This is a genomic window from Candidatus Nomurabacteria bacterium (assembly GCA_023898425.1).
GTDB lineage: Bacteria > Patescibacteriota > Patescibacteriia > 2-12-FULL-60-25 > 2-12-FULL-60-25 > HK-STAS-PATE-2.
This window is the reverse complement of sequence record CP060222.1, coordinates 847,715-872,904: the sequence shown is the minus strand read 5'-3', so window position 1 is coordinate 872,904 and position 25,190 is coordinate 847,715. Positions and strand designations below refer to the sequence as shown.

General features: G+C 43.9%; 24 protein-coding genes, 1 tRNA gene and 1 pseudogene. 7 read left to right on the top strand and 19 right to left on the bottom strand.

From position 1 onward, the window contains the following. Position 1: 1 nt before the first annotated feature. Positions 2 to 1,990 (bottom strand): ribonuclease J, encoded by a 1,989-nt coding sequence (locus H6759_04850; protein ID USN52318.1) that lies wholly within the window; start codon positions 1,988 to 1,990, stop codon positions 2 to 4. 836 nt (positions 1,991 to 2,826) lie between these two features. Here H6759_04850 and H6759_04845 point away from each other — a divergent pair. Next, positions 2,827 to 3,117, top strand: a complete 291-nt coding sequence (locus H6759_04845; GenBank protein USN52317.1) for a hypothetical protein — start codon at positions 2,827 to 2,829, stop codon at positions 3,115 to 3,117. A 142-nt stretch (positions 3,118 to 3,259) separates the two neighbouring features. Here the strand turns inward: H6759_04845 and H6759_04840 are convergent, their stop codons facing one another. From H6759_04840 to secG, 4 genes are all read right to left on the bottom strand, one after another. Then, positions 3,260 to 3,490, bottom strand: coding sequence for a hypothetical protein (locus H6759_04840; GenBank protein USN52316.1), 231 nt, complete (start codon positions 3,488 to 3,490; stop codon positions 3,260 to 3,262). Between the two features lie 23 nt (positions 3,491 to 3,513). After that, the gene (locus H6759_04835) at positions 3,514 to 3,849 is read right to left on the bottom strand and encodes a hypothetical protein (protein USN52315.1); all 336 of its coding nucleotides are present in this window, start codon (positions 3,847 to 3,849) and stop codon (positions 3,514 to 3,516) included. Positions 3,850 to 3,972: 123 nt separating this feature from the next. Further along, complete coding sequence (locus H6759_04830) at positions 3,973 to 5,073, bottom strand: hypothetical protein (protein USN52314.1); 1,101 nt, start codon at positions 5,071 to 5,073, stop codon at positions 3,973 to 3,975. A gap of 53 nt (positions 5,074 to 5,126) precedes the next feature. Then, positions 5,127 to 5,348 carry a preprotein translocase subunit SecG gene (gene secG, locus H6759_04825; protein USN52313.1) on the bottom strand — a complete coding sequence of 74 codons (222 nt, stop codon included), beginning with the start codon at positions 5,346 to 5,348 and terminating at the stop codon, positions 5,127 to 5,129. A gap of 59 nt (positions 5,349 to 5,407) precedes the next feature. On the opposite strand from secG, the gene H6759_04820 reads away from it, so the two are divergent. From H6759_04820 to H6759_04800, 5 genes and pseudogenes are all read left to right on the top strand, one after another. Beyond that, on the top strand, positions 5,408 to 6,175 hold the full coding sequence (locus H6759_04820) for a DsbA family protein (GenBank protein ID USN52312.1): 768 nt from the start codon (positions 5,408 to 5,410) through the stop codon (positions 6,173 to 6,175). Next, positions 6,172 to 7,224 carry an SGNH/GDSL hydrolase family protein gene (locus H6759_04815; protein ID USN52311.1) on the top strand — a complete coding sequence of 351 codons (1,053 nt, stop codon included), beginning with the start codon at positions 6,172 to 6,174 and terminating at the stop codon, positions 7,222 to 7,224. Before H6759_04820 ends, H6759_04815 begins: the two co-directional genes overlap by 4 nt. Positions 7,225 to 7,226: 2 nt before the next feature. Continuing rightward, the gene (locus tag H6759_04810; protein ID USN52310.1) at positions 7,227 to 8,129 is read left to right on the top strand and encodes a hypothetical protein; all 903 of its coding nucleotides are present in this window, start codon (positions 7,227 to 7,229) and stop codon (positions 8,127 to 8,129) included. Between the two features lie 109 nt (positions 8,130 to 8,238). Continuing rightward, positions 8,239 to 11,095 (top strand): annotated as a pseudogene (gene uvrA / locus H6759_04805) (excinuclease ABC subunit UvrA). A 37-nt stretch (positions 11,096 to 11,132) separates the two neighbouring features. Further along, complete coding sequence (locus H6759_04800; protein USN52309.1) at positions 11,133 to 11,495, top strand: 50S ribosomal protein L19; 363 nt, start codon at positions 11,133 to 11,135, stop codon at positions 11,493 to 11,495. 45 nt (positions 11,496 to 11,540) lie between these two features. Here H6759_04800 and H6759_04795 read toward each other — a convergent pair whose 3' ends face one another. Genes H6759_04795 through H6759_04780 form a run of 4 tightly spaced genes read right to left on the bottom strand, consistent with a single transcriptional unit; the run spans position 11,541 to position 13,998 of the window. Further along, the gene (locus tag H6759_04795; GenBank protein USN52308.1) at positions 11,541 to 11,960 is read right to left on the bottom strand and encodes a hypothetical protein; all 420 of its coding nucleotides are present in this window, start codon (positions 11,958 to 11,960) and stop codon (positions 11,541 to 11,543) included. A 59-nt stretch (positions 11,961 to 12,019) separates the two neighbouring features. After that, on the bottom strand, positions 12,020 to 12,400 hold the full coding sequence (locus H6759_04790) for an Ig-like domain-containing protein (protein ID USN52307.1): 381 nt from the start codon (positions 12,398 to 12,400) through the stop codon (positions 12,020 to 12,022). Between the two features lie 59 nt (positions 12,401 to 12,459). Continuing rightward, positions 12,460 to 13,023 (bottom strand): guanylate kinase, encoded by a 564-nt coding sequence (locus H6759_04785; protein USN52306.1) that lies wholly within the window; start codon positions 13,021 to 13,023, stop codon positions 12,460 to 12,462. Between the two features lie 3 nt (positions 13,024 to 13,026). Then, on the bottom strand, positions 13,027 to 13,998 hold the full coding sequence (locus H6759_04780) for an RluA family pseudouridine synthase (protein USN52305.1): 972 nt from the start codon (positions 13,996 to 13,998) through the stop codon (positions 13,027 to 13,029). Between the two features lie 99 nt (positions 13,999 to 14,097). Between H6759_04780 and H6759_04775 the strand changes: the two genes are divergently transcribed. Beyond that, positions 14,098 to 14,174 (top strand) — tRNA-Ile (locus H6759_04775). Between the two features lie 32 nt (positions 14,175 to 14,206). On the opposite strand, the gene H6759_04770 is transcribed toward H6759_04775, so the two are convergent. The 10 genes from H6759_04770 to atpG form a co-directional block, all read right to left on the bottom strand. Next, on the bottom strand, positions 14,207 to 15,922 hold the full coding sequence (locus H6759_04770) for a hypothetical protein (protein USN52304.1): 1,716 nt from the start codon (positions 15,920 to 15,922) through the stop codon (positions 14,207 to 14,209). Between the two features lie 33 nt (positions 15,923 to 15,955). Next, the gene (amrB, locus tag H6759_04765; protein ID USN52303.1) at positions 15,956 to 17,044 is read right to left on the bottom strand and encodes an AmmeMemoRadiSam system protein B; all 1,089 of its coding nucleotides are present in this window, start codon (positions 17,042 to 17,044) and stop codon (positions 15,956 to 15,958) included. A 29-nt stretch (positions 17,045 to 17,073) separates the two neighbouring features. Continuing rightward, a complete protein-coding gene (locus tag H6759_04760) occupies positions 17,074 to 18,843 on the bottom strand; it encodes an ABC-F family ATP-binding cassette domain-containing protein (protein ID USN52302.1) in 1,770 nt (589 codons plus the stop codon). Positions 18,844 to 19,218: 375 nt separating this feature from the next. Further along, positions 19,219 to 19,947, bottom strand: a complete 729-nt coding sequence (locus H6759_04755) for a hypothetical protein (GenBank protein ID USN52301.1) — start codon at positions 19,945 to 19,947, stop codon at positions 19,219 to 19,221. A gap of 50 nt (positions 19,948 to 19,997) precedes the next feature. Continuing rightward, complete coding sequence (locus H6759_04750) at positions 19,998 to 20,924, bottom strand: magnesium transporter CorA family protein (GenBank protein ID USN52300.1); 927 nt, start codon at positions 20,922 to 20,924, stop codon at positions 19,998 to 20,000. Positions 20,925 to 20,972: 48 nt separating this feature from the next. Then, entirely contained in the window at positions 20,973 to 21,809 is an 837-nt protein-coding gene (locus H6759_04745) for a hypothetical protein (protein USN52299.1), read from the bottom strand. A 72-nt stretch (positions 21,810 to 21,881) separates the two neighbouring features. Further along, a complete protein-coding gene (locus H6759_04740) occupies positions 21,882 to 22,463 on the bottom strand; it encodes a superoxide dismutase (protein USN52298.1) in 582 nt (193 codons plus the stop codon). Between the two features lie 62 nt (positions 22,464 to 22,525). Then, positions 22,526 to 22,936 (bottom strand): hypothetical protein, encoded by a 411-nt coding sequence (locus H6759_04735; GenBank protein ID USN52297.1) that lies wholly within the window; start codon positions 22,934 to 22,936, stop codon positions 22,526 to 22,528. Then, a complete protein-coding gene (locus H6759_04730; protein ID USN52296.1) occupies positions 22,902 to 24,302 on the bottom strand; it encodes a F0F1 ATP synthase subunit beta in 1,401 nt (466 codons plus the stop codon). The genes H6759_04735 and H6759_04730 overlap by 35 nt, the downstream gene beginning before the upstream one ends. Then, entirely contained in the window at positions 24,299 to 25,189 is an 891-nt protein-coding gene (atpG, locus tag H6759_04725; GenBank protein ID USN52295.1) for an ATP synthase F1 subunit gamma, read from the bottom strand. The genes H6759_04730 and atpG overlap by 4 nt, the downstream gene beginning before the upstream one ends. Position 25,190: the final 1 nt, after the last annotated feature.

Sequence of the window (25,190 nt, the reverse complement as noted above, 5' to 3'; positions counted from 1 at the left end):
TTTATACCTCGATGAGCACGGGGATCACCATCGGACGTAATTGGGTTTTTACGTAGAGGAATTCACCCATTTCGTCACGAAGCTTATCTTTGAGATAGGTCATGTCGAGTGGACCGGTGCTTTTTTCAGATGTTGTTTTTACAATCGCCGCAGCTTTTGCACGGCTCTGAGCAACAAGTTCTTGTTGTTCTTTCATGTAGGTAAAGCCACGAGAGATGATATCTGGCATCGCTTCGAGATTGCCGGTACGGCCATCAATAACAGCTACCAAGATCACGACACCATCACCAGCAAGATGCTGACGATCACGCAAGACAATTTGATTTGTATTACCAACACCGAGACCATCAACAAAGATGTAGTTGGTATCGATTTTTTTATTGGTAAGCATTCCGTTGCCTTTATGATCAAATTCCATCACCTGACCATTGTCAGCGATAAAGATATTATTTGGGTTAAAGCCATTTGCGATAGCGACTTTTGCATGATCAACCAAGAATGAGTAATGCCCTTCGATAGGGATCAAGTACTTTGGTTTAATCATCGCATGCATTTCTACAAGATCATCTTGTTGAGCATGGCCACCAGCGTGAACGTCCATCATCTTATAGTGAACAACCTCAGCGCCTTCGCGGCAAAGAGTATCTTTCACACGTTGTACGGAGCGTTCGTTGCCAGGAATGATCGACGAAGAAAAAACCACCGTATCACCTGCAACAAGATTAATGTTTTGGTGCTCGTGGTTTGCGATACGCATAAGCGCTGCGCGTTCTTCGCCTTGTGCACCTGTACAGACAACCGCTGTTTTTTCGCGAGGATATTTATCGATATCACGAGCATCAATAAGCGTGCTCTTACCGATGTCCATATAGCCAAGTTGTTGGGCAATCATGACATTGGACTTCATGGAGAAGCCTTCGATAGCGACTTTACGGCCACTACGTTCACAGGCTTTAATAATCTGTTGAACACGAGCAATCATTGAGGCAAAGGTACCGATAATAATACGGCCTTTCGCGTTTTTAATAATCTCGTCGATATTGTTTTGAATCTCGATCTCGGGCATTTGACGACCTGGCTTAGAAGCATTGGTCGAGTCACACATGAGCGCAAGAACATTGCGATCACCAAGAGCTTTAATTTTTTCTGTGTCTTGCTTGGACTGTGCACCAGGACCTTCTTCGAGTTTAAAGTCACCCGTGTGGACGATGATACCAGCTGGGGTATTTACGATAACACCGAGGGATGATGGTACGGAGTGCGCAACACCAAAAAACTCGACTTTAAAAGCTCCAAGTTGAAGCACGTCATCAGAGGTGACAGAAAAAAGATTTAAGCGAGGCTTATCTTTATGATCTTCTTGTCGTTTTGCGATAATGCCGCACGTAAGATCGGTTGCAAAAACCGGTGGGTTACCGAGCATTGGGACAATGTGTGGCACACCACCGATATGATCATAGTGACCATGGGTGATAATAACACCACGAACATTCTTCTCTCTGCCTTTTAGCGAAGAAAGATTTGGAATGATGTAATCAACACCAGGCATGTCGTCATCAGGAAACTGAAGACCAAGATCGATAATAATAATGTCATCACCATACTCAAGAAGCGTACAGTTACGACCAATCTCTTCGTTACCACCAACAACGGTGACTTTTAAGCGAGTACCCTCAGCATGAAGCGCGTCAGTATCACTACCGGTTTTACGTTGAGGATTGTGCTTATACGCACCCATGCGTGGTAGCGGTTGAATCATGCTCAAAGGTCCGCGACGGCGGTTAGCGCGTTTGACTTCGTTTTTATCGCTTGTGCCGCGACCTTTATAGCCTTCTTCTTTTGCGAAGCCTGATTTAAGGCTATCGCGGGTATTATAATTTGCGCCAGTCCTTGGTTTAAAAGGAGGGCGTGGACCACGTGGCGTTTGCGGACGTGGGGTTGGGTTTGACGGCGCCGCAGCGCTTGAACCCGATGTATTGTTTGGTTCCATAAAATGGTAAATATTCAGAATCGGTCAGCCAGCAAAAAAGAAAAGAGCTTATTGTTCTATTTACTTGTTCGAGGTTGTCACGACTTTCGTCCCCCATTGAGTGAGTTCAATGAGAGACGAAAAGCGTTCAACGAGGACAAGCTATCACAGAAACAACAGGTCCCGTCAAGTGGATAAGACAAATATTACGCTAATATTAGCAAAATAATGAGGTGTGCTTACTTGACAAATAATACAATTTCAATAGTATGCCCAGTACGCATCCAATTGTGGACCGCGTTGTCACAAGGGTTTAACGTGAACAAAGAGACTTCAACAGCACAAGCGTTAAAAATGTTCGTAGCATAAAGGGATCATAGATCTTCTCAAGAAATATGATCTTAACGATGAATATGAAGCGCTTGTGAAAAGAGTGTCTAACGATCCATCGCAAAAAGAGATTTTAGAGGCGCTAACAGACCTAAAAAAGGCTCTGTATAGCGTAAAGTTAAGCACTCTCGAAAAGAGAGATCAGCTCATTGAAAAAATTGATCTTTACGTCTTGAGCCAAAAGAGTGCTGCTTGACGCATGTATCATATTATGAGATAGTCGGCCCTCTCACGGCTTGTGAGACGATTTCGCCTTTGGCAGGTTGGAGGAACCGTGGACATATCTGAAGTGAGCCTGGGTACCATGCAGGGTCACATATCCAAGCAACAAAGCCTGGAAAAAGATCTCAAGAAAGTAAAGGCCGTTCTCAGAAGGATTTTACAAGATGATCCAGTGAAATTCGATGCAGTTATGGAAGATTGCTTGAAAAAGCAGAGTATCGAGCAACAGATTGTATTGGTCTGTGATGAAGGATTCGTCTTTGCACGACTCCGAAAGTCCGTACTTTGCTCTTGGACTGCATAAGCACATCATCGATTGTGCGATGGAGCTAAGGCTGCTCACTGAAACAGAAGCGCGTCTTCGTGTTCTGAACGTATGCGCTAAATGGGTGAGAACACAGATCAAGAAGGAAGAGTTGGCAAAGCGTATCGCAGACATGCTTTACATCGCGGCTTCACCAGATATTGAGCCTATGGCGATTGCTGTGAAGGCGGTAGAGCTACTCCTTCAGCAAAATATGTGCCGTTCCTTATGAGAATGCGTAAGTATTATCAGGACGCACGCGGCGAATAGTCCGCACCTTCTTTCTTAAAATCCGATGTGTTTGAGTGACCTCGTCATTCACACATCGGATCTTTGTTCAAAAACCACCGTATTAAGCGGTGGTTTTATAGGCATTATTTCCAAGTCCAATGGGTTTTGATGAACCATTGATTGATCGATTGAAAACGATCTGACGGACGAGAGATTTTTTCATTTGTCACGCCTTTAATGTCACTCGATATTGCATAAGCATACGAAGGTCGTAGCAAGAAGTAGGCGGCAAATTTACTCTGAAGCTTATCGGAAAAATGTTGTTGAGCTATAGCAATAGCTTCGGTGCTCGTTGCCTGATCGATGGCGATCAATGCAGCGTCGATATCGCGATCTGCTAGGTTGGCAAAATTATATCCGGCTCCGTTGCTGCTGTGCTGCTCCAAAATGGCTTCATGTCTTGGTTAGGTGAAATCTGAATATTTGTAACGTAGACTTGGTGATTTCGGTTGGCGACAATCTCACGGACATCGCTGACATTGATTTCAACTTTGGCACCAGCAAGAGACCAGAAACGCTGTAGGGCCTCAGCAACTTTTTGCAGGTCTGGCTGTTCTGGAACATTAATTCGAAGCGTAAGCTCTTGAGGTGTCGACGAAGCGTTTGTATCTTTTGTTTTAAGTGTACGTATCGAAGCGCCTTCGGTGAGAATCCATCCTGCATCATTGAGCATCTGACGCGCTTTATCAAGGTCAGGGTTTGTGTTGAAGATGCGCTATTTATAAAGGATAAGGGCCATTTACAAGCATTGAAGGCGCTTGAAGAAGACCAAGGATCTCAGAAGGTTGAATCGCTTTCATGAGAGCTTCACGAATTTTTGCATCCTGCAAAAGACTATCTTTGTATTAAAGAAGACAACCGTTTCTTGCGGGAGCTCGAGTTGAGCTGTGTGAATCTTGGATGTATTGAGTGATTTAACATCACCCCATGGTACAAAAGCTAAACCGTTTACTTGTTGTTGTTTTAACGCATCGATGGCTGTTTTTCGATCAGGGTAAAAACGAAAACGGATATGCTCAATCGCTGGCTTGATCCCGTAAAACGCATCAAAGCGCTCAAGATCATAATGAAGAACAGCCCCTTTGCTATCGCGAGTAAATGCCGTTACGCGATAGGGTCCACTACCGATAGGTCGTATATTAAGATCAGCTAATTGTGCATTTGCATCTTGAATATCATTCCAAAGATGCTCTGGCAAAATGCCGAAGGTGAGATCTAAAAGAAATGTTGGACGAGCTTCGGGTAGCTGAAATTGCACCGTAAAGTCATCTACACGCACGGTTTGCACATCCTTTAAGAGAGCGCTTACAGGTGAACGCCAAGCAGTGTTTTTTGCGGCGGCAACGGTAAAGATCACATCGTCAGCATCTACGGTTTCGCCGTCATGAAAACGCGCGTCTTTACGTAAGACGACTTGTAATGTTTTGCCGTCATCTAACCACTGGTAGCTTTCGGCAAGCTCAGGCATTGGTTGTAATTCAGGACCAACACGAAAGAGGCTAGAGAAAATAAGTGATGATAGATCACGATCAACGTCATTTGCTGGCGCAAATAGTGGATTCACGAGCTTTGGTGATCCAACAAGTGCTTCGACATAGGTGCCACCAACGCTTGGGCTAGTGACGGTATTATGACGAATAATCTCCGTTATAAGAGCTCCAAGAGAAAGGATAGCGAGTAAAAAGGCGATCCAGAATAGTCTTTTCTCTTTGTCGCTTAGTACTTTATTAACAAATCGTAACTGCTTAAGTCCTTTTGTGGACTTGGTTTTTGTTACGGCAAGAACAAGCGCATGGTCATCATGTGCATGGGATGCAATCTCTGCGGTGGAGCTATCAGTCTTTTGCCAAAAAAAGACCTGCTGCCACGCGCGTTTCAATCGATCGAAGAACGTCATAGGCATAAGGTCAATTGTAAGCGAAAAACCCTTCAAAACGAAGGGCGGTCAAATTAAGCGAGAACGAGGTTGAGAATGGCAACACCGAAGAACAATACCGCTACACCGATAGTGCTATAGAAAATGACCTTCTCAAGACCACGTTTTGTACGAAAAACACTCGAATCACCGCCAAAAGCAGCACCAAGGCCAGAGCCTCTTTGCTGAAGAAGAATCAAGATCGTCAAGACGATCGAGAGGGTGATCATGACAATAGCGAGAATAGTTTGTCTCATATCGGCGCTCACGTTAACGCAAGACAGGTATTACGTCAACGTGATATAATGGAGTTAATATGGCTGAGCTCCCTTTAAAATCTAAGCCCCGTCTCAGTCTACCTAAAACGATAGGATGGCTTTTTCTTTTATTATTGGTCGTTGGTGTGCTTGCATTTACACGTCAGGTTTTTGATTTTTATTCGGGTATACGCAATGGAGATATTGATCCTGTCTTTGACCGGACCTTTGGTTCGAGTGTCAGTAATCGCGCCGTATCACCAAATGTGAGCAAGTCAGACTTATTACGCTTGCAATCTGATGACGCTCCTTCGGTTGGTTCTATGGATGCTCCAGTGGTAATTGTTGAATTTTTAGATTATGGCTGCCCGTTTTGTAAGCAATCTTTCGAGCATGTGCGCCAGCTTGTTACCGATAAACCAGACGAAGTGCGTTTGATCGTGAGAGATTTTCCAATCGAATACCTACATCCAGGCGCAACGAAAGCTGCGATGGCTGCGCGTTGCGTACAACAAATTGATAAAGACAAGTTTTGGAGTTATCACGATAAGCTTTTTCTCAATCAATTGTTTAGCGATAAAGATTTAACTCGTTATGCTCAAGAGGCTGGTGTTGCACCACTACTCTTTGAAGAATGCCTTACATCAGGTCGTACACGTACTGCCGTAGAAACAGATATCGCCCTCGGATTGCAATCAGGTGTACAAGGGACGCCTACCTTTTTCTTAAACGGTCATCGCGTACAAGGCTCACTTGATCGTGAGGCTTTTGATTCGATCATCAAATGGTTAGAAAAACAAAACACTCTACCAAAAACAAAACTATGAACGCTCTTTTTCGCCGTATAGCGGCAACTCTTTCACTGCTCGCGCTTTTTTCTAGCGTGCCATTATCTTTTGTGCACGCGCAGCAGACAAAAAACATTGTCATCATCGGTGATAGTCAAGGAGATGGATTTAAGGCTCCGATGAAAACATACTTAGAATCACAAGGGTTCCGTGTAATTAAAACGATAACACATAGTGGCGAAGAAACGCGTTCTTTCTTGGGTGCAGGCGGCCATTTATCTCGGGATGGGTTTAACAGTATTTCTGAGCCTGTATATGGAGTTGTTGTTTTTCTTGGTGGTAATGACTGTGGGTGTGCAAGTGCTAATGGCAATGTTTGTCAGGCAAATGACTGTGGAGATAATCTTCAAACAAGTTTGGCTTCTTTTGTGAATACAATAAAGCAAAAGACGAATAATATCGTTTGGATTGGCACTATGTGGTCTAATGGTCAGCCAAGTACGAATGGCTCGATCACGCTTAATACGCATAGAGCAACTTCTCAAATCCAACAAAGCACTTTACCTAGTTTAGGAGTGAAGTGGTATCAAGGCTTAAACAAAGGAATCGATTATCCACTTGATCGTTACCAGGCACACTTTGTTGACGGCGGATACGCAGCTTTAACCCAGTGCATAGGGCCTTTAATTAAGGGCGCTTTAGATGGAGGCAACCCAGCTGATAGAGAATGCCGTTACGGAATTACTTCTCCTACTGAAAATGATAATACAAATACAGGTAGCACAGCGCCTGTCACAGATACCCTTGGTCGTACACAAGAAGACGTTAATCGTTCAATTGCTGCACGTTGTGAGGATACAAACCCTGTATTTCCGGTCACGCTTGGTATTTCTATCGGAGGCGTTTCTCAAGTAAACGGTCTCACCGAATATATTAACGTTGTTTATCGTTACCTCACTTCGATTGTCTTAGTGGTCGCTATCGTGATGGTTACGTATGGTGGTTTTCGTTACCTCGTATCCGCTACACCGCTTGGTGTTAGTGATGGCAAAGACATTATTAAAAACGGTATTGTTGGGATGGTTTAGTATTGGGTGCGTATGTCATTTTAAATACTATTAATCCAGCGACAACGGTATTGCAGTTCACAAGTCCTCCAGATGACATTATATGTCGGGAATTCACTGCGAACTTTGGCTATAGCGGTAGTAACTCTCGTCGTAACGCTGTATCAAATTGTTCAACGGATACCGATTGTAGCAGTGGTCAAAAATGCCTTGAGACTCGTTTTGTTCGATCGACGGAACAACGTGCCTCATTTTGGAGTAGTTCATTGTTCGGTAGTGATGGCGAACCGACAGGGCTTGCTTCTGGTCAAACGATCAAAGAGTGTTCAGATGGAACATTTTTAGCGCCTTGTGGTACTGATGATGATTGCAAAGGTGAATCTGGCCTAGTCTGTGAGTCAAATAGCTGGAAACTTTGTATTAAGACAACAAATAATCCAGTTGGTTCACCTTGTACAAGTAACGATCAGTGCGTGACGCCAAGCGGTGGCAGCGCTGATTGTGTTTCTGGCTATCGAAATGCTGGCACTGTTATCGAAGATTTGCTTACGCCAAACTCAGACCATGATTTTGCCTTATGCCGAGGATCGGTTGAAAAACTTCAAGTTCCAAGACTGGTAGAGGTCAATTGGGTTGTGCCTGAAGATGCTAAGTGCACTATCCAGCCAGAATGCGAAGATCCGAGCACTGAGCCTGATAGTATTTGCAATGGGCCAAGGGGGGTACGACAAAAATTTGTCTTACTGCGGAAACGGAGGTATCGTCTGTTTCACTTCCGTCATCGCCTTGTTTTAGATCGGGGAATAGCATCTACCCAAGACAATGCGCCACTGATAGTAATAAATGCGTATTTTGTAAAGGCGGTCGCATTACTGAGCTTAACGCCATCTCTGACCCTGAAGCAAAATATATCGGCGCATGCCTAACCCCCAGCAGCAGGTTCTTGAATTTAAATTTGATCGTAGGGAACACTTGTACTGGTGGTGCGCCGTGACCCTTGATAAGAAAGGTCATAAGTGCTAGCCTCGCGCCAACATGCCAAAGGCCAAAGCACACAAACAACATGTCCTTTCGGTACGAGGAGCACGCGTTCATAATTTAAAAACGTCTCACTCGATTTACCGAAAAACGCCTTCATCGTGATGACCGGACTTTCAGGCTCTGGTAAATCATCACTCGCTTTCGATACGATTCATGCAGAGGGTCAGCGTCGTTATATGGAGAGTATGTCTTCGTATGCGCGTCAGTTTATGGAGATGCAGGACAAGCCAGATCTCGATGCAATCGAAGGCTTGTCTCCAACCATCGCCATTGATCAAAAACAACATCTAATAATCCACGCTCTACTGTAGGTACAACCACGGAGATGTATGATTTTTTACGCGTGCTTTTTGCGCGTGCCGGACGACCGCATTGTCCAAAATGTGATGCACTTGTAAGTGAACAATCTCCACAAGCGATGGCAGAAGATTTGATGAAGCGTGTAAAGAAACATCCGATCACAGTACTCGCGCCAGTTATTCGCGAAAAAAAAGGTGAGCATAAAGTGGTTTTGCAATCGCTCAAGCAACGAGGTTTTCAAGAAGTGCGTTTTGACGGAACCTTGGTTGATATCGCTGAGCTTAGTAAAACAAAAATAGATAAGACAAAAGAGCACACCATCGAGGTGATCACCGGGCGATTTGATAAAAGTTCGTCGCTTGTCATTGATGTAGCGCTTTTAGCGGTAAAGCAGGCGGTTGAATTAGCGAACGGTACCCTCATCTTTCTGAATGAAGAAAATGGTGATGAGCAATTACTCTCATGTTCACTTTTTTGTTCAGTGTGTGAATTATCGCTGCCGCCAATTGAGCCAAGATTATTTTCGTTTAATTCACCTCACGGTGCTTGCCCTGCTTGTACAGGTCTAGGGACGAAGCTTGTTTTAGAGCCTGAACTTGTTATCCCAAATAAAAAACTTACCATCGCGCAAGGTGCTATTAAGCCTTGGGCACGTATGGCGGGTAATCAAAGTACTCAGCTCAAACTTATAGAAGAGGTGGGTAAAAAATACGGATTCAGCATCAATGATGCTATCCAGACGTTTTCCGCAAAGGCAATAAAAGTGCTTTTTTATGGAACGGGCGAAGAACATTTTGAAGTAGGAGAAAAAGAATTTGTTTTTGAGGGTGTGCTCGCAATGCTCGAAACAAAGCATCGCGAAACCGATTCTGAATATTTACAAAAAGAGTTAGAGACCTATATGCGCGTGCTTACGTGTCCTGATTGTAAAGGCGCACGCTTATGTCGCACAGCGCTTTCGGTGTCGCTCATGAATAAGCGCATTGCAGATTTGGTTACGATGCCACTTGATGAGCTTCAAACGTTTTTTGAACTCTTTGTCAAAAACGAAAAAAAGATCGACTTATTACCGCATGAGCGCGCCGTCATGAAGCAAGTTTCAACCGAAGTCACAAAACGACTCAAGCATTTACTTGATGTTGGTTTGGATTATCTAACGCTCGATCGTTCGTCCATGTCTCTATCAGGCGGGGAGTCTCAACGCGTAAGACTTGCGGCACAACTAGGGAGCGAACTATCTGGAGTGATTTATATTTTAGATGAGCCGTCTATTGGGTTGCATCCTCGTGATAATGATAAACTGATAGGCACGATTAAACGTTTACGTGATCTCGGAAATACCGTGATTGTCGTAGAGCATGACGAAGAAGTCATGAAAGCCGCTGATTGGATTGTTGATATTGGTCCTGGAGCAGGCGAGTACGGTGGACATATCATCGCAGAAGGTACTTTGGCTCAGATAAAAAAAGCAAAAGACTCAAAAACAGGTCAATATCTTGCAGGTAAGCATGGGATTGAAGCGCCAGCGAAACGCCGAAAGGGCAATGGAAAGCATCTCACGATCAAGGGAGCTTCGGCTTACCATCTTAAAAATGTTGATTGTCAGATTCCGCTAGGTAAGCTCGTTTGTATCTCTGGTGTTTCTGGGTCTGGTAAGTCGACATTGATTCTCGATATTCTTGGCCGTGCCTTATCGAGTCACTTCTATAATACAAAAGATCCCATCGCAGAGCATAAGCGTATTGATGGGATGGAGTATATCGACAAAGTCGTAACGGTTGACCAATCACCTATAGGACGCACACCTCGCTCAAACCCAGCGACATATACGGGTGTCTTTACGGCTATTCGTGATTTGTTTACCGAGATGCCCGAAGCAAAGGCTAGAGGTTTTGATGCGGGTAAGTTTTCTTTTAATGTAAAAGGTGGTGGACGTTGTGAGGCTTGTTCAGGTGACGGGAGTATTCAAATCTCCATGCAATTTATGCCGGATGTGTATGTTGAATGTCATGAATGTCATGGTCAACGCTATAATGCCGAAGCACTCGAGGTGCGTTATCGCGGCAAAACCATCGCGGATATTTTGCATATGACCGTAGAAGAGGCGAAGCGCTTCTTTCTCGATCAACCGGCTATTTATGACAAGATTGCCGTACTTGAAGAGGTTGGCTTGGGTTATGTACGTCTTGGGCAATCAGCCACGACCCTCTCTGGGGGCGAGGCACAGCGTGTAAAGCTCTCAACGGAGCTCTCACGGCGTTCTACGGGTAAAACCCTCTATATCCTAGACGAGCCAACAACAGGCCTTCATTTCGAGGATATGCAGCGTCTTTTGCAGGTTTTACAGGCATTGGTGGACAAAGGTAATACCGTGCTCGTTATTGAGCATAATACCGATATCATGAAGGCGGCAGATTGGATGATCGATATGGGCCCAGACGGAGGTCTACGCGGAGGCCAGATTATGGCCCAAGGGACCCCCGAAGAGGTCGCAAAGTCCAAAACAAGCAAAACAGCCCCATATTTACGCCAAGTCTTACGCAGGACTTGACCTCTTTCGTCAAATTCGCTAGTCTTCTCGCAATCATATGGCTGAAACCCTTATCCTTCCTGCAGAGATCCATACCTCTCAAATTGAGACAGGTATGACGATTCGCGTGCACCAGAAGATCAAAGACGTCACAAAAGCTGGCGCAGAACGTGAGCGTATCCAGGTCTACGAAGGCCTTGTTATTGCTGTTGGTGGCTCTGGTCACAAAACAATGACCGTTCGCAAAATTGCTGAACGTGTTGGCGTTGAAAAGATCTTCCCACTCAACCTCCCTTCTATCTCAAAGATTGAGCTCGTACGTAAGGCAAGAGTCACGAAAAACGACATCTCTTTTGTACGTCACAACAAGAAGCGTTTGAAAGATGTAAAAGACATCAAGCTCAAACCAGCAAAAGCGTAATATCAAAAAACCCTCGGTCTTAACACCGAGGGTTTTTTTGTTTGCTTAGAATCCTAGATCTTTATCAATAGTTGTGACTTGAGCACGTAATCCTTCGGGGCTTACATCGAGCTCATGGGCAATTGGTTCACCCATACGATAATTAACGAAGAAGGCTTCTGAGATATCATCAACATGAGTATTCCAATTTTCACCAAACCATTGTCGTGCAACCTGCTCAGATGTTACCCAGCGCAAGACACCGCCTTTTGTTGGTAGGTATGTCTTAACATCGGTTTGAAACTTAACGAGCTTTGAACCAGGACGATAGGTGACATTACCTCCAATAGGGATAAGTGACATTTGTTCGAGAGTGATGGTCTGCACATCCGAAAAACTTGGATACCAACTAAAGAAGACTTTTTCGTTAGCAAATACGTAACGTTTACCATTTGAAGCATAGTAGTAAACGGCGGTATCACTCAAAGTATTTACGTTATTATCATCAGGGATTTTGATGAGCGATCCTACGGATAACGCGAGATTTAAACCGTCTTTAAAAATAATGGTGACTGGCTTGTTAAAAACGGTGCCGTTATAGCTAGGGGTAAAACAGACGTGCCGTTTTTTAGTGACTTTACCGTAAAACTAGCGCGACCGCTTAGTGATGTCGTTGTTTCTTCGGGAGAAATATCATCAATTGGTCCACGTGAAGATGTTAACGATACAACAGCGCCTTCTACAGAGCCAAAATTTGTATTTTTTAAGTTGATTGAGATGCGAGCACTGTCTATGCCATCAGCTTTTACCTCAAGTTTATCAGCGCCAGAAGTCGAAAGGTTTGGATCAACTGGAATGGTTGCTGCTTGTACCGATAACGGGAGTACAAAAGCCGTGAGCCATGCAAGAGTCATTCGTTTCATCATATGATTGACAGTATACCCGTAGGGTCAAAAAACAGCCATGCATTTGCATGGCTGTTTACTTACGTAACAATATGATGAATAAACGCGTCTACTTGTCCCGCTACTTGTCTTGGTGTTGTTTGATCGGTTGCGATAACGAGATCTGCTAAAGGTAGGAGCTCTTTTTCTTCTTTCAAATGGGAGAGCCGATCTCGAATCTCTTTTGGATCAGTGCCACGTTTTATGAGACGATTCTTAATGGTTTCACGCTTTGCTGTAAGCATGATGAGCATCGCCTCAGGATAGATTTCTAACACGGATTTAATACCGACCTTGTCTAAAATAAGAAGTACGTTTTTCTTTGCTTTTAGAAGTTTTTCTAAATCAGCTTTTTGTGTTCCGTAGCAATGCCCAAAAACGGTGGCATATTCAACAAAAGCTTGTTTCTTTATTAATGACTGAAAGCGTTCGTTTGAAATAAAGTGGTAAGAACTATCTTGAACTTCACCACGACGCATGGGGCGTGTTGTGGTTGTGATGCATCGAGCAAGCTCAAGATTTGATTTTTTCAACAATGTTTTTACAAGCGTTGATTTGCCTGTGGCTGAATTACCAGCAATAAGAAAGAGCGAGGTGCGAGACATAGATTAACGTGGGAGATCGGCCATCACCTGCGCAAAAGCAGGGTCACGTTCTATAGTATAGCTTTTTCTTTCTCCTGTCTCGGGATCAGTAAATTGAATCCCAACACTTTGCAGAAGAAGTTTTGGACTCTTTGTGCGATCAAACTCGGTTTTTTTAATGGTATAGAGACCGTCGCCAATAACAGGGCATCCAAGGGCGTGCATATGAGCACGAATTTGGTGCGTGCGACCACTTAAAATTTCTACCTCCGCTAATGTTGCAACACGAAAGCGTTCTAAGACGCGATAGTGTGTCCAAGCGGCCTTACCCTCGCTGTCATTTTGGGGGAGTGCCGCCATACGAGCCTTGCTTGTCGAGCGTGCGATACGAAATTTGATATCGTCTTCATCGTGTGGAAGTGCTCCGTGTACGAGAACGATATAGGTTTTCTTTACATTACGTTGCGCAAACTCGTCTTTAAGAGCATCAAAGCCTTTTTGCGTACGAGCGATAAGCATGAGGCCGCTTACATCTTTATCAAGACGATGCACAATACCAGGACGTGATGGATCTTCACCAACTTTTACGATCTCTGGTTCTGCCGTCAAAATAACATCAACCAAGGTGTCACCTTCGCCACGATTATCAGGGTGAACCATGAGTCCCGCTGGTTTGTTGATAACGTAATAATCTGGATGTGTATCAATTAAAATGCTCGCAAGCGTTGGCAAGCGTAGTTCTGGGTTTTTTACTTTTTCTTCGGCGCGTTCAAGGGCGGTTGGTTTTACTTCTGGTGTAAAAATAATTTCGTCACCTAAACGTAAAAAGCGGTGCACCGTCGGTTTTTGACCGCTTACCGTAACGAGGCCTTTTTTAATCGCGTTTTGCAAAGACGAACGGGTCTTATCCGTTTCTTGAGTCAAGAAGTGATCCAAGCGCATATCAACTTGGTCTTCTGTGACAGTCCATTTGAGTGTCGGGGAGGTCTTTGGCATGCGGCGATACTAGCCGAAATTGGCTTTTTTGTCCATGGTAAGCCAATAAACAAGGGGATTGATCACTCGGAGCAAAAAGCGTACCGTAGGGCCACATTAGGGACCATAGCTCAGTTGGTTAGAGCAGTCGTCTTATACACGACCGGTCGATGGTTCGACTCCATCTGGTCCCACCATCATAAAACCCTCCGATCGGAGGGTTTTATGATTATCTTCTGAGAAGACCGCCCCATTCAACCAGAGTGAATCCTGATCGTTTTGCAGTAGTAACTTCCTTAGGTTTTTCGATGGTCGCATCTGCGCTTACCGGAGACCAGTCCATAAAGAGTCTAATCGTAGTATCCGGCTTTGGTGTTACATCTAGAGGTACATTTTGATCCCATTCATCAGTGATAAAGGAAACACGCGTGGTTGGGTACTCTTTCATGATCGGCACCCAGAACTCACTAAATTCTTTTGTTTCTTGATCATTTAACCCGTAGTTACGCAGTGTGGTGTTCAAGAATGATTCTACGTCTTGTCCTTTAACAATAAAGCCTGTTGTTGGTGTTTTATAGGTAGCTCCATAGCCTTCCCAAAAAAGTGAGGTGTAACGGCTTCCGTCAGACATGGTGAGATCTCCATTAGGTTTCGCTACGGTCGTCCAGCCGTTTTTTGGATAGGTAGGTTCAGAGACGGTTACATCGATACTCGTAGGGAGCTTAACGTGTACTTCGGTTTCTTGTGGAGGATAGAGGTAGATAACGGGCTTACCACACTCAGCAAAAGATCCAATGCCAGCAGCGGTATACATCGTCCAAGTACCAACAGAATCTTTAAAGAGGAAAAACGGTAGGTCATTCATTTTTAGAAACTCTTCGTAAGTTGGTTTTAGGCCGTCTTTCCATGACGGTAGATACCATTGTTCATAAGCACGTTCGTAAGCCGGGTGCTGAAGATTTGTTACGCGGTATACTGTGGATCCTGTGCCCGTTCTGATCGCTTTAAGTTCACTACTTTTGAATGTGCTTTCTGCAGCATTCTTGTTTGAGGAAGAATCGATAAAGACGACCGTCGCAGGGCCACCACAGCCACCGATTTCATAGGGAGCTAAGCTACCTGGAACGAATAAGAGATTTTTTTGAATTCCTGCACTTTGTAACTGAAGAGAATCATCGCTACGGTCATTATCCCTAATCGGTTCTTCAAAGTACGTAGTGAAAATACCACCTGGATATTCAATAAAATAGTAGCCTTTATCAGTCAGACTCACAGTGTATCCTTCTTTCGTCTTCATTGTTTTCATGATTAAACCGGAAAAAGCAGTGTTTAAATCCCAGGAAAAATATGAATCGTGTACTGAAACGACTTTGCCACCCGGTAAAGTAGCGCTTTGGTTTGGTATCTCGAAGTAGGATCTATTCTCATAGTCTTCCGTAGAACCACCATTCTTTAACATAGGTAGCAACACTGGTTCTTGATTCGCATTATCATTGGGAGGGATTAATGCATATGAATAATTATAGCCTCCCATACCAGGCTCGCTGCGCATAACAACAAAATTCCAGTTAAGGTATTGAGCATTTTTTACGACACCACTAATTTGTCCAAAATTAGAATCAATACCATATAAGCCTTGGTCCCAGGGCATATCTCTAAGGCGATATTTAAAAATCATCTCTTCCGAAAGCGGCACAGGCTTTTGCCAATCAATATCAAGAACAATATGTTCTATCTCTTCTGGTTCATCCGTATTCTCATCTGTCAGTGGCTGTTGAGGGATGGGTTTAGAAGCCACAGGAGTTGATTGCGTTACCGTAGTTTTGATTTGATCAACGAGTTGTTTTGTTTGATTATACAAAACACCGTTCATCACAAGGCTGACAAGCAAGACAGCCCCTCCCGCCATAAGAATGGCATTTTTTATTGTTGGAGAAATTTTCATAATTATAGGTAAGTGTAGCTTAATATACTGATGTTAACGAGCTTGTACGCTATCGATGACAGGTTTATTTAATCCATCGATTCGTTCAAAGGGTAGATCGATACGTGTGGTGGTCGTTGGGGTAATAACCTCAGCCCAATCTTGTTTTGTCGACGTTGTGATTATTTGATCAAACCCCCAATAATAACGGTCTTCTATGCTGTAGATCTTTCGACTTGGGTCAGTGTAAAGAATGGTTGAAACTTCTTCTGGTACTTCGCCTTCGTTTGAATAACGAATAATCACATGGCTTGTGCCCTCGCGTTCTTTTTTAGATTGGACCAAGCGCAATGAATTGGTATGGCTTTGAACGCTACCTTTAAGACCTAGGTCTCTCGAGAGCGTTTGGACAATCCTAGCGATAGGCGGATTATCAATTTCCATTGGTTTCCAGCGCTCTGGGTCTGGTGTCAGCAGATCTCGGATGGTGACGAGGTCATGAATATCGGCAAGATAAGCAGGGAGATAGTGTGAAAGATCAATGGTTGCAACGAGATAGGTATCGCCTCGTTGGAGTTCGGTGAGTATCCATTGAGCGAGACGATCAATCGTTTCAACGTCAGCATCTGCTTTAATAGTAATGGGAATGAGTTCAGATTCAGGCCAACGCTTTTTAAGAAAAGGCAGCAGTCCACGGATAGCATGCTCTCGTGTGAAGAGAAAATCTGATTTCGTGATAGGAGATTGTTCTGCGGCTACTGTAGGTATCGTGATTGCTTGATAGGAGAAGTCAGCTTCGGTTGTACAGACAAAAGTTGGACAACCAGAAAAATGATCTGGTGCTAGCAGAATAACGCGTTTTTCATTTGGCGCCGACGCAAATGCTTCACCAATTTGTTTAACGGGGAGCAGGTGATGAGGGACAAGTAGTATTTTAGAGTCAATCATTGGTTGATCCTGCTTAATAAAGGATAGTCCATAATCAATGTAGAACTCAGGCTGATCATTAATAGGGATAAGTGTTTTCTGTATGGTTGGCTTTGTTGCTGGGAGTTGCTCTACTACTTCTTCTGTTGCCGGTAATCGTAGCGTTAAAAGCAATACAAAGAATACTATAAGCGATACGCCAACCAATCGTTTCATGGGTGCATTATAGCACGAAAAAGAACGTCTTATGGACGTTCTTCAATCTTTTGTACCTCTTCTTGGGTCTTAAGCCATTCGCTTTCTGTATGGGTGATAATTGTAGCGAGTGTTTGTAATCGGCGGTCGCGCTCAACATCTATTTTGGTAGGGTCAGTGAGAATAGACTTCATGAGTATTTCTCTTTCTAGCTCGAGATCTTCTAATTGCTTTTCAAGTTTTTGGACATTGCGTAAAAGTTCTTTGCGTTTTTCGTGACGTTCTTTTTTATTTACGGTTTCTGTAATAACATCGTCGTCTTGTTTTTCTTGTGGAATGCCTGCTTCAAGACTCAGTGCATAAAGATACTCTTCGTATGTACCAGGAAAGTTGCGAATAGCTTTGTCCTTTACCTCAAGAATACGCGTCGCAAGAAGATTAACAAAACTACGGCTATGACTAATAAAGAGCACGGTGCCGTTCCAGCGATGAAGAGCATCCGCCAATGTTTCAACGGTTTCCAAGTCTAAATGGTTCGTTGGTTCATCAAGGAGAAGAGCATCAGGAGCTTTCAAAAGAATACCAGCGAGTACGAGACGCGCTCTTTCGCCTCCTGATAAAACGCTGACGGTTTTATCAAGATCTTCGAGCTTAAATAAAAAGGCACCAGCCATACGCAAAACATCTTCAGCTTCAAGATAGCCTGCTTGTCGTTTGAGATAGTCTCCAATCGTGTCTTTTGGATGAAGTGTTGCTGCAGAAAACTGATCGTAGTAAGCGATTTCAATACGGTTATTCCAAGTAAATGTGCCATCAATTTTCTCGAGCGTTCCGCCAAGTGTTTTAAGAAGAGTGGATTTACCTGCGCCATTTTCACCGAGAATCGCGACTTTTTGACCACGATCAATTTCAAAATTTCCATCACGAGCAATGATTCGATCGTCATATCCAACAACGAGGTCTTTCGCTTTTACCGCAAACGTTTTTCGCGGATCTGTTGATTGAATGCGGATATTTGTACTTTTTAATCTTTGCTTGATTTCAACCGGTTTTAATTTACGAATTTGTTTGAGCTTTGATTGGGCTTGTGTTGCTTTCGTCGCTTTTGCACCAAAACGTGTGACAAAATCCATCAGATGCTTTTTTTGCTGATCAATTTTTTGATTGAATTTGATATTGAAAGCAAGCCGCTCTTCTTTAAACGCTTCATACGTATTTACGTCGCCATCGTAGAGTGTGATGTCGCCTTGATCAATCTCCATGGTGTGATCACAAACGTTCATCAAAAAAGAACGATCGTGCGAGATGACTAAAACAGCGCCATTCCAGTTACGTAAAAACTCTTCAAGAAGAAGCTGGGTTTGTACATCAAGATAGTTAGTTGGTTCATCAAGAAGAAGGAGATTTGGATCATGAAGCAAAAGCCCAGCGAGCTGAACGCGCATTTGCCAACCACCAGAGAGTGATGACACGGGTACATGGAGCTTCTCTTTTTTAAGGTCAAAAGCACCTGCTATTTTTGAACACTCCCATTCAGCTTTGTAAGAAATGCGCTCTAGATAATGTAAAACGGTTTCATCGCCTTTAAAGGCAACATGCTGCGAGAGGTAGGCGACTCGGGTTCCTGGATGGACAACGATAGTACCTGAATCTGGTTTTTCTACACCAGCCAGCATTTTCATAAGGGTCGTTTTACCGGCGCCATTTCGGCCAATAAGGCCTATTTTTAGTCCTTCATATATGGCAAAAGTACCCTCGTGAAAAAGCACGCGAGCACCCAGGGTCTTCGAAAGACCTTCGGTATGAAGGAGAACGGACATAAGATGTGGCGAACCTTAGCCTTTTTTACAAAAAATAGCCATATTTACGTAAACTATAATATTGACAAAATATCGATATTATGATATAGATAGTATGTGCTTTCGGTTATCAGTCGGCACCGGGAGCACGCCAATAGGTGCGCGCATGAACGTAAGTTCTAGGATGAAACATCCATTAAGTAGCGTGCTTGGCGGCACTGTAAGTTCGACTGATACCCTCCTCACAAAGGGGGAGAGCATGTGTGAAACATAAAAAGTCCTTTTACCAGACACTGAACTACAGTGATAGGTAATTGGACTACTTCCTGGAGCCCGCCAAATGTACGATACCCTACTTAGGATGTCTGTACACTCGGCGGGCTTCTTTAATTGTTTTTATTTCACCCCTTTTTTAGCGTACTTGATGAGGATTTTAAGGCTTTCAGCAAGGTGTTTGTCGTCTATAGCTATAGAGTGCATTTTACCGCTCAGAGTTGTGAGGATAAGAGTGTTTCCAAAAACAGTGATATTAGATTTAAATGATTCTATCGAGCTAGGTAAATAGTCGTAGTGAGGTTTCTTGGCTCCGGTACTTGCTACGCGGTACAGTGAGTGGACAGTGTGCTTTCGATCTTGTATAGCTTTTTTTATTGGGTCTCTCTCATTGTTTACAAGTATCGTGCTCAATGCATCAAGATCTGAGAACTCATAAATATCCTTAGCGCGTGTTTTGCTAACTTCTTCTAAGTGAACACGGACGCTCTCCTTACCTTCATAAAGGCGTACAATAGGTCTTTCGCCGGCAACTTGAAGCTCGAGTTGTGGAATTGCTTTTTCTAAATCAGCGATATATTCATCAACTTTTTGCGCTTGTCTTTTTGCGTGTGCAAGAAGCTTTGTTGGGGGCTCTGCCGTAAAGTAACGCTTTTTACCACGTTGGATACTCGACATGAGGCTGCGCTCGGTCATGGCGTCAATTGAAAGATAGACAGCCTGACGTGAGAGCCCGGTGCGTTTAGCAAGGTCAACAACGGTGCTAGGACCGTTCTGAAGTGCGTTTAAATAGGTGGTTACATCGCTCTCAGCAAGGCCAAGAGAACGTAAAATAGGAGAAATGTCTTTCATAGGTATAGAGGGAGTCTAAACGAAAATGGACATTTTGGCTAGGGGCAAGCCTAAAGCCATCTGTTACGGAGAAAGATATAGAAGGTAAAGACGGTAGATGTAACAATGGTCCCAAAGACAATAAAGAAGGCGAGCGGATGTTGGTCGAAAGGTAGTTTTACATTCATCCCATAAAGACCAGTAATGAGATTTGGAATCATCAAAATAACCGTTAAAGACGTAAGGAGTTTAATCACACGATTCAAGTTATTCGTCATGATGGTTGCCGTGGCTTCGCGAAGCGAGACAATTGTTTTGAGATTGGCTCTACATAACTCGACAAGTTGATTTGTGCTCAAGACAAGATCTTCGACAAAATCCTTATCTTCTTCGTAAAGCTTGATAATGCGACCTGAAAGTATCTGTGTAAGTATTGCATTCGTTGGGATAAGGGATGACATGAAGTCTTGTAAGACTCCTTCATAGGCAACGAGCTGACTAATCTCACGGTTTTTAATGTCGGCCGTATGGAGTTGTAAACTAATGGCGCGAATCTGACGCGCGATGGTATTTACATGAGTAACGAAAGCGGTATTAATGTGCTGAAGGATCTGCAATAAAAGTTTTGTACGTTGAGTGGTGATAATAGTCTTGTCACGACTGATCCATTGGTCGATAGACGTAAGTTTTCTATTACTGACAGTCACGATATTGTCAGTAGTATAGGCAATAAGGATCGGAACGGTCACCGCTGTGCCGTCATCTTTTACAGGGATACGAGTAAAAAGATATACGGTTTTATCTTCTACCTCAAGACGTGGTACCTCAAGCGGATCTGTCGCATCGTGCAGATGACCGGGTTCCAAATCAAACTGAGAAACAAGCTTAGCGAGCTCTTTTTTATCTGGATTTTCTGAACGAATCCAAACACCGCTCTTATGCGTCTTTATTTCGGTTAGGGCTTCTTCTTTTAATGAGCGAAAGTACATCGAATACATGTGAACATTGTAACATAAAAAACACTGCTCGGTTGAGCAGTGTTTTCATTATTTGTGAATCACCATCGATCCATCTTGCTTGAGTACGAAGCTAAGAGTTTGATCGCTCTTATAGAGAGGAATATAGATATAGCGTTCCTTATAGTAATCCAGTGAACTCACATGGATGTCCGTAAAGAGTATGCCCCATTGCTCGCCGTACATTTCTGATAATGAACAGTTTACCGTGTAAGGTTTATTAAGGGTAATAACTTCATCGTTAACCAAGAGCTTCGTGATGACGGACTGTGTTGTAAGAGCCTGTGATTTAGAGCCATGACATGTTTCACCTTGTGGTTTAACGGTATAGCTATGATTTTTGCTCTTTACGGTAAATTCCATGTCCGATGATTGCGAAATAATCGTAACGATATTTCCTTCTTTATCAAGCGTAATACGCTCAACAATACGGATTCCTTCCCACGCTTCATCGATGGTAAGAATATATTCGTTACGGCTAAAGCTTCGTTCAATAGTTGTTGTGAGTCCATCAGGTACATCGCTTCTAAACTCGTGGATATTCTCAGCGATATTTTTGTCTTTATCTACGCGCCACAAGCTTAACGTGGTGTGATAGTTACCGTCATCAGAAAGTGGAGTATAAGCAATGACAATGTGTATAGAGTCAGAAACCCTAAGCACTTCTTGGATGGTAAGGTTTTCTGGTAATAGCGAACGAAAGTCATTTTCTGCTAGCACTTCAGAGCGTTGTTCGATGGAAAAAGGGATTCCGTCGGCTTTGCTAGGATTTGTGGTATTAAGGCGCATATATGCGGCGGTAGCAGTACCTACGAGCAGAGTCGCTGCAAGGAGGCTAAGTAAAGCGATTTTTGGTGTGTATTTCATAGTAGAGTGTGTGGTTATACTTAAAAAACGGCCGAAGCCGTTTTTATGACAGTATACTTTGATGCCCGTTATTTAACGGGAGTAACGAGCCTCTACTTTGCTCCAATTGAGATTCTTCCAAAAAGCCTCGATATAGGCTCCGCGTTGAGTTGGAGTGTAGTCAACGGTATAAGCGTGCTCCCAAACATCCATTGCAAAGAGGATGTCCGTACCTGCGAGATGGCCGTATTCGTGATCACTTACCCAAATCGTGTGGAGATTGCCTGATTCTTTGTCGTTAATAAGTAAGACCCAGCCAATGCCACGCATCATGCCGGTAGCCGTTACTTGCTGCTTCCAGGCTTCAAATGAGCCGTATTGAGCTGCGAGAGCGTCTTGAAGTGCTGTTGCTGATTCTCCACCTTTTTCAAATTGTGAAAAATAGATTTCGTGGAGACGCATGCCATTCCATTCAAAGCCCATGCGACGCGTGAGCTCTGAAAGCTCGATCATCATCGACTCAGAATTTTTCTTATGCGTCTCAATTTTCTCGATGAGAGCGTTAGTATTTTTGACATAGCCCGCATAGAGCTTAAGGTGTTCTTCGATTTGTTTTGCGCTGAGGCCTTCGAGCTCTTCAAGAGCAAAGGTTTTTGCTTCGTAGGTTTTCATCATATGCAGATAGGCTAGTCTTTTAGAGCAAAGTAGGCAAGTAAAACAATAACGCCCAGAGGGCGCTATTGTTTGATATGCGTAATCATCGCATTGATAGACTCAGAGGTTTCTTTTAAGAATTTCACCTGATAATCATTGAGATTTGCCTCATTGTCGAGTTGAGCGAGAACAAAGTCTCGATACTCGCTAAGGCTATTGATGTCCGCATCACGAGCTTGCTCACAAGAGTAGGCAAGAAGGTGGGTTTGATTGGTTGAAGGGTCTGTATTGAGAACACCCTGACGGACATAGTACGTTTCGGTGCTATTGCCGTGACGGATCTCAATCGGTGCAAAGGAGAGTGTCGCTGTCATCGCCATGTGACCGGGGTAGATCTGAAAGGCCCCGAGTTCACTCACACCGGTAATGACACTTGCTGGACCTTCGTAGACAATCTCGTTAGGCGTTCGAAGTATCAGCTGCATGTCGTTCATAAACTTCTTCGATCGTGCCCGCCATATAGAAATGCTGTTCTGCGATATGATCACAGTCACCATTTAAAATAGTGCCAAAGCCCTTCACGGTGTCTTCACGTTTTACAAATTGACCAGGAGTGCCGGTAAACTGTTCTGCAACGTGAAAGTTTTGTGTTAAGAATTTCTGAATCTTACGTGCGCGATAAACGGTGAGCTTATCTTCTTCTGAAAGTTCATCCATACCAAGAATCGAGATCACATCTTGAAGTTCTTTATAGCGTTGAAGAGTGCGTTGTACGCGGTTAGCAACGTCATAATGATCTTTGCCAACGATAGCCTCGGTAAGAGCTGTTGAGCTTGAATCAAGCGGATCAACAGCAGGATAAAGACCCATCGAAGCTTGCTTACGCGAAAGCGTAATCGTTGCATCCAAGTGGGCAAAAGTTGTTGCAGGAGCAGGGTCAGTCAAATCATCCGCTGGCACATACACCGCCTGCACCGAAGTAATGGAGCCCTTACGAGTTGTTGTAATACGCTCCTGAAGAGCCGCCATCTCAGTAGCGAGTGTTGGTTGATAGCCTACCGCAGATGGCAAACGACCAAGAAGGGCAGAAACCTCAGCACCAGCTTGCGTAAAGCGGAAGATATTATCTACGAAGAGCAAGATGTCTTTGCCTTGGTCGCGAAAGTTTTCAGCGATCGTAAGACCTGTAAAACCAACGCGTAAACGTGCACCTGGCGGTTCGTTCATTTGGCCAAAGACCATAGAGACTTTGTCGATAACACCAGATTCTTTCATTTCACGAATAAGATCATTGCCTTCGCGTGAACGCTCACCGACACCTGCAAATACTGAGTAGCCACCATAGGACATGGCAACATTGTGAATCAGCTCTTGCATGATAACGGTTTTACCAACACCAGCACCACCAAAAAGCGCTGTCTTACCACCCTTAATAAATGGGACGAGTAAATCAACAACCTTAATGCCAGTCTCAAAAAGCTCGACGCTACCACGTTGTTCTGCAAACGTTGGAGGCTTTGCATGGATTGAACGTGTTTCTGTTTTTGCTGGTAATGGTTTACCGCCATCGATGATTTGACCTGTTACGTTGAGCACGCGACCCAAGACCGCTTCACCAACTGGTGTTTGGATTGGGGCACCGGTATCAGTAACTTCTTGACCTGCTTTGATGCCATCCGTTGAAGACATGGCAACACAGCGAACGATATTATCGCCGACATGTGATTGGACTTCGAGGATGCAAGTCTCTCCATTGATTTGCGTCGTGACGGCGGAGTAGATGTTCGGGATGGCGTCCGTAAAGGCGACATCGACGACCACGCCCACGGCGCGAACGACGGTTCCTGTTGCTTGTTTCATAGTGTGGATTGTTCCATGGCGCTAATGGCTCCAGCGAGCTCAGCAAGTTGCTGAGTGATAGAGGCTTGGCGCGCTTTATTGTAAACGGTGGTAAGCGATCGAACTTGTTCACCGGCCGATTCAGTTGCATTTTTCATGGCAACCATACGACTTGAATATTCACTGGCCTTTAGTTCGAAAAATGATTGGGTCATGAGTGACTGAATCACTTGTAACGTTAGGGCTTCGATAACACGTTCTTGTGAAGGCTCGTAGAGATGATCCCGTGTAGAGACGGCGTCTTGTTGAGGAAGAGCGTGGCTTTTGAGCATCTCATCAGTAAAGGGGAGATATTGTTTAACCGTTGTATTGAAGACAAACGGATTAACATACTCTGGAGCAATGAGGTGAATAGCCTTACAGCTTTTGTCATCCCAGTAAGCCATGATGCTCTTCACAAGTTCTAGGGCAACGAGCGGTTCAAAGGTTTCTTTAATACCTTCAAAGGCTTCGATAACTTGAATGCCTTCATTACGTGCAGCTTCTGCCGCTTTGCGACCGATCGTGATAACAAGTTGTTGATCGCGAGGTGTTGCCTTCCAAGCTGGGCTTTGGAGAAAGGCGCGAAAAAGCTTTGCATTTAATGCCCCACAAAGGCCTTTGTCGGATGAGAGTAAGACAAAAAGCGTCTTACCTTCTTTACGATCTTCTCCGTAAGGACTTTCGCTTAGCGCTTCTTGTCTTGATTGAAGGAGTTGCAGCAAGTCGGTGGCATAGGCACGAGAGCTCAGAGCTTTACGCTGAAATCCTTTCATGCGACTGGCGGCAACCAATTGCATGGCTTGTGTGATCTTCTTGGTATTTTGTACCGATTGGATTTTTTTACGGACTTCGATGAGCGATGCCATA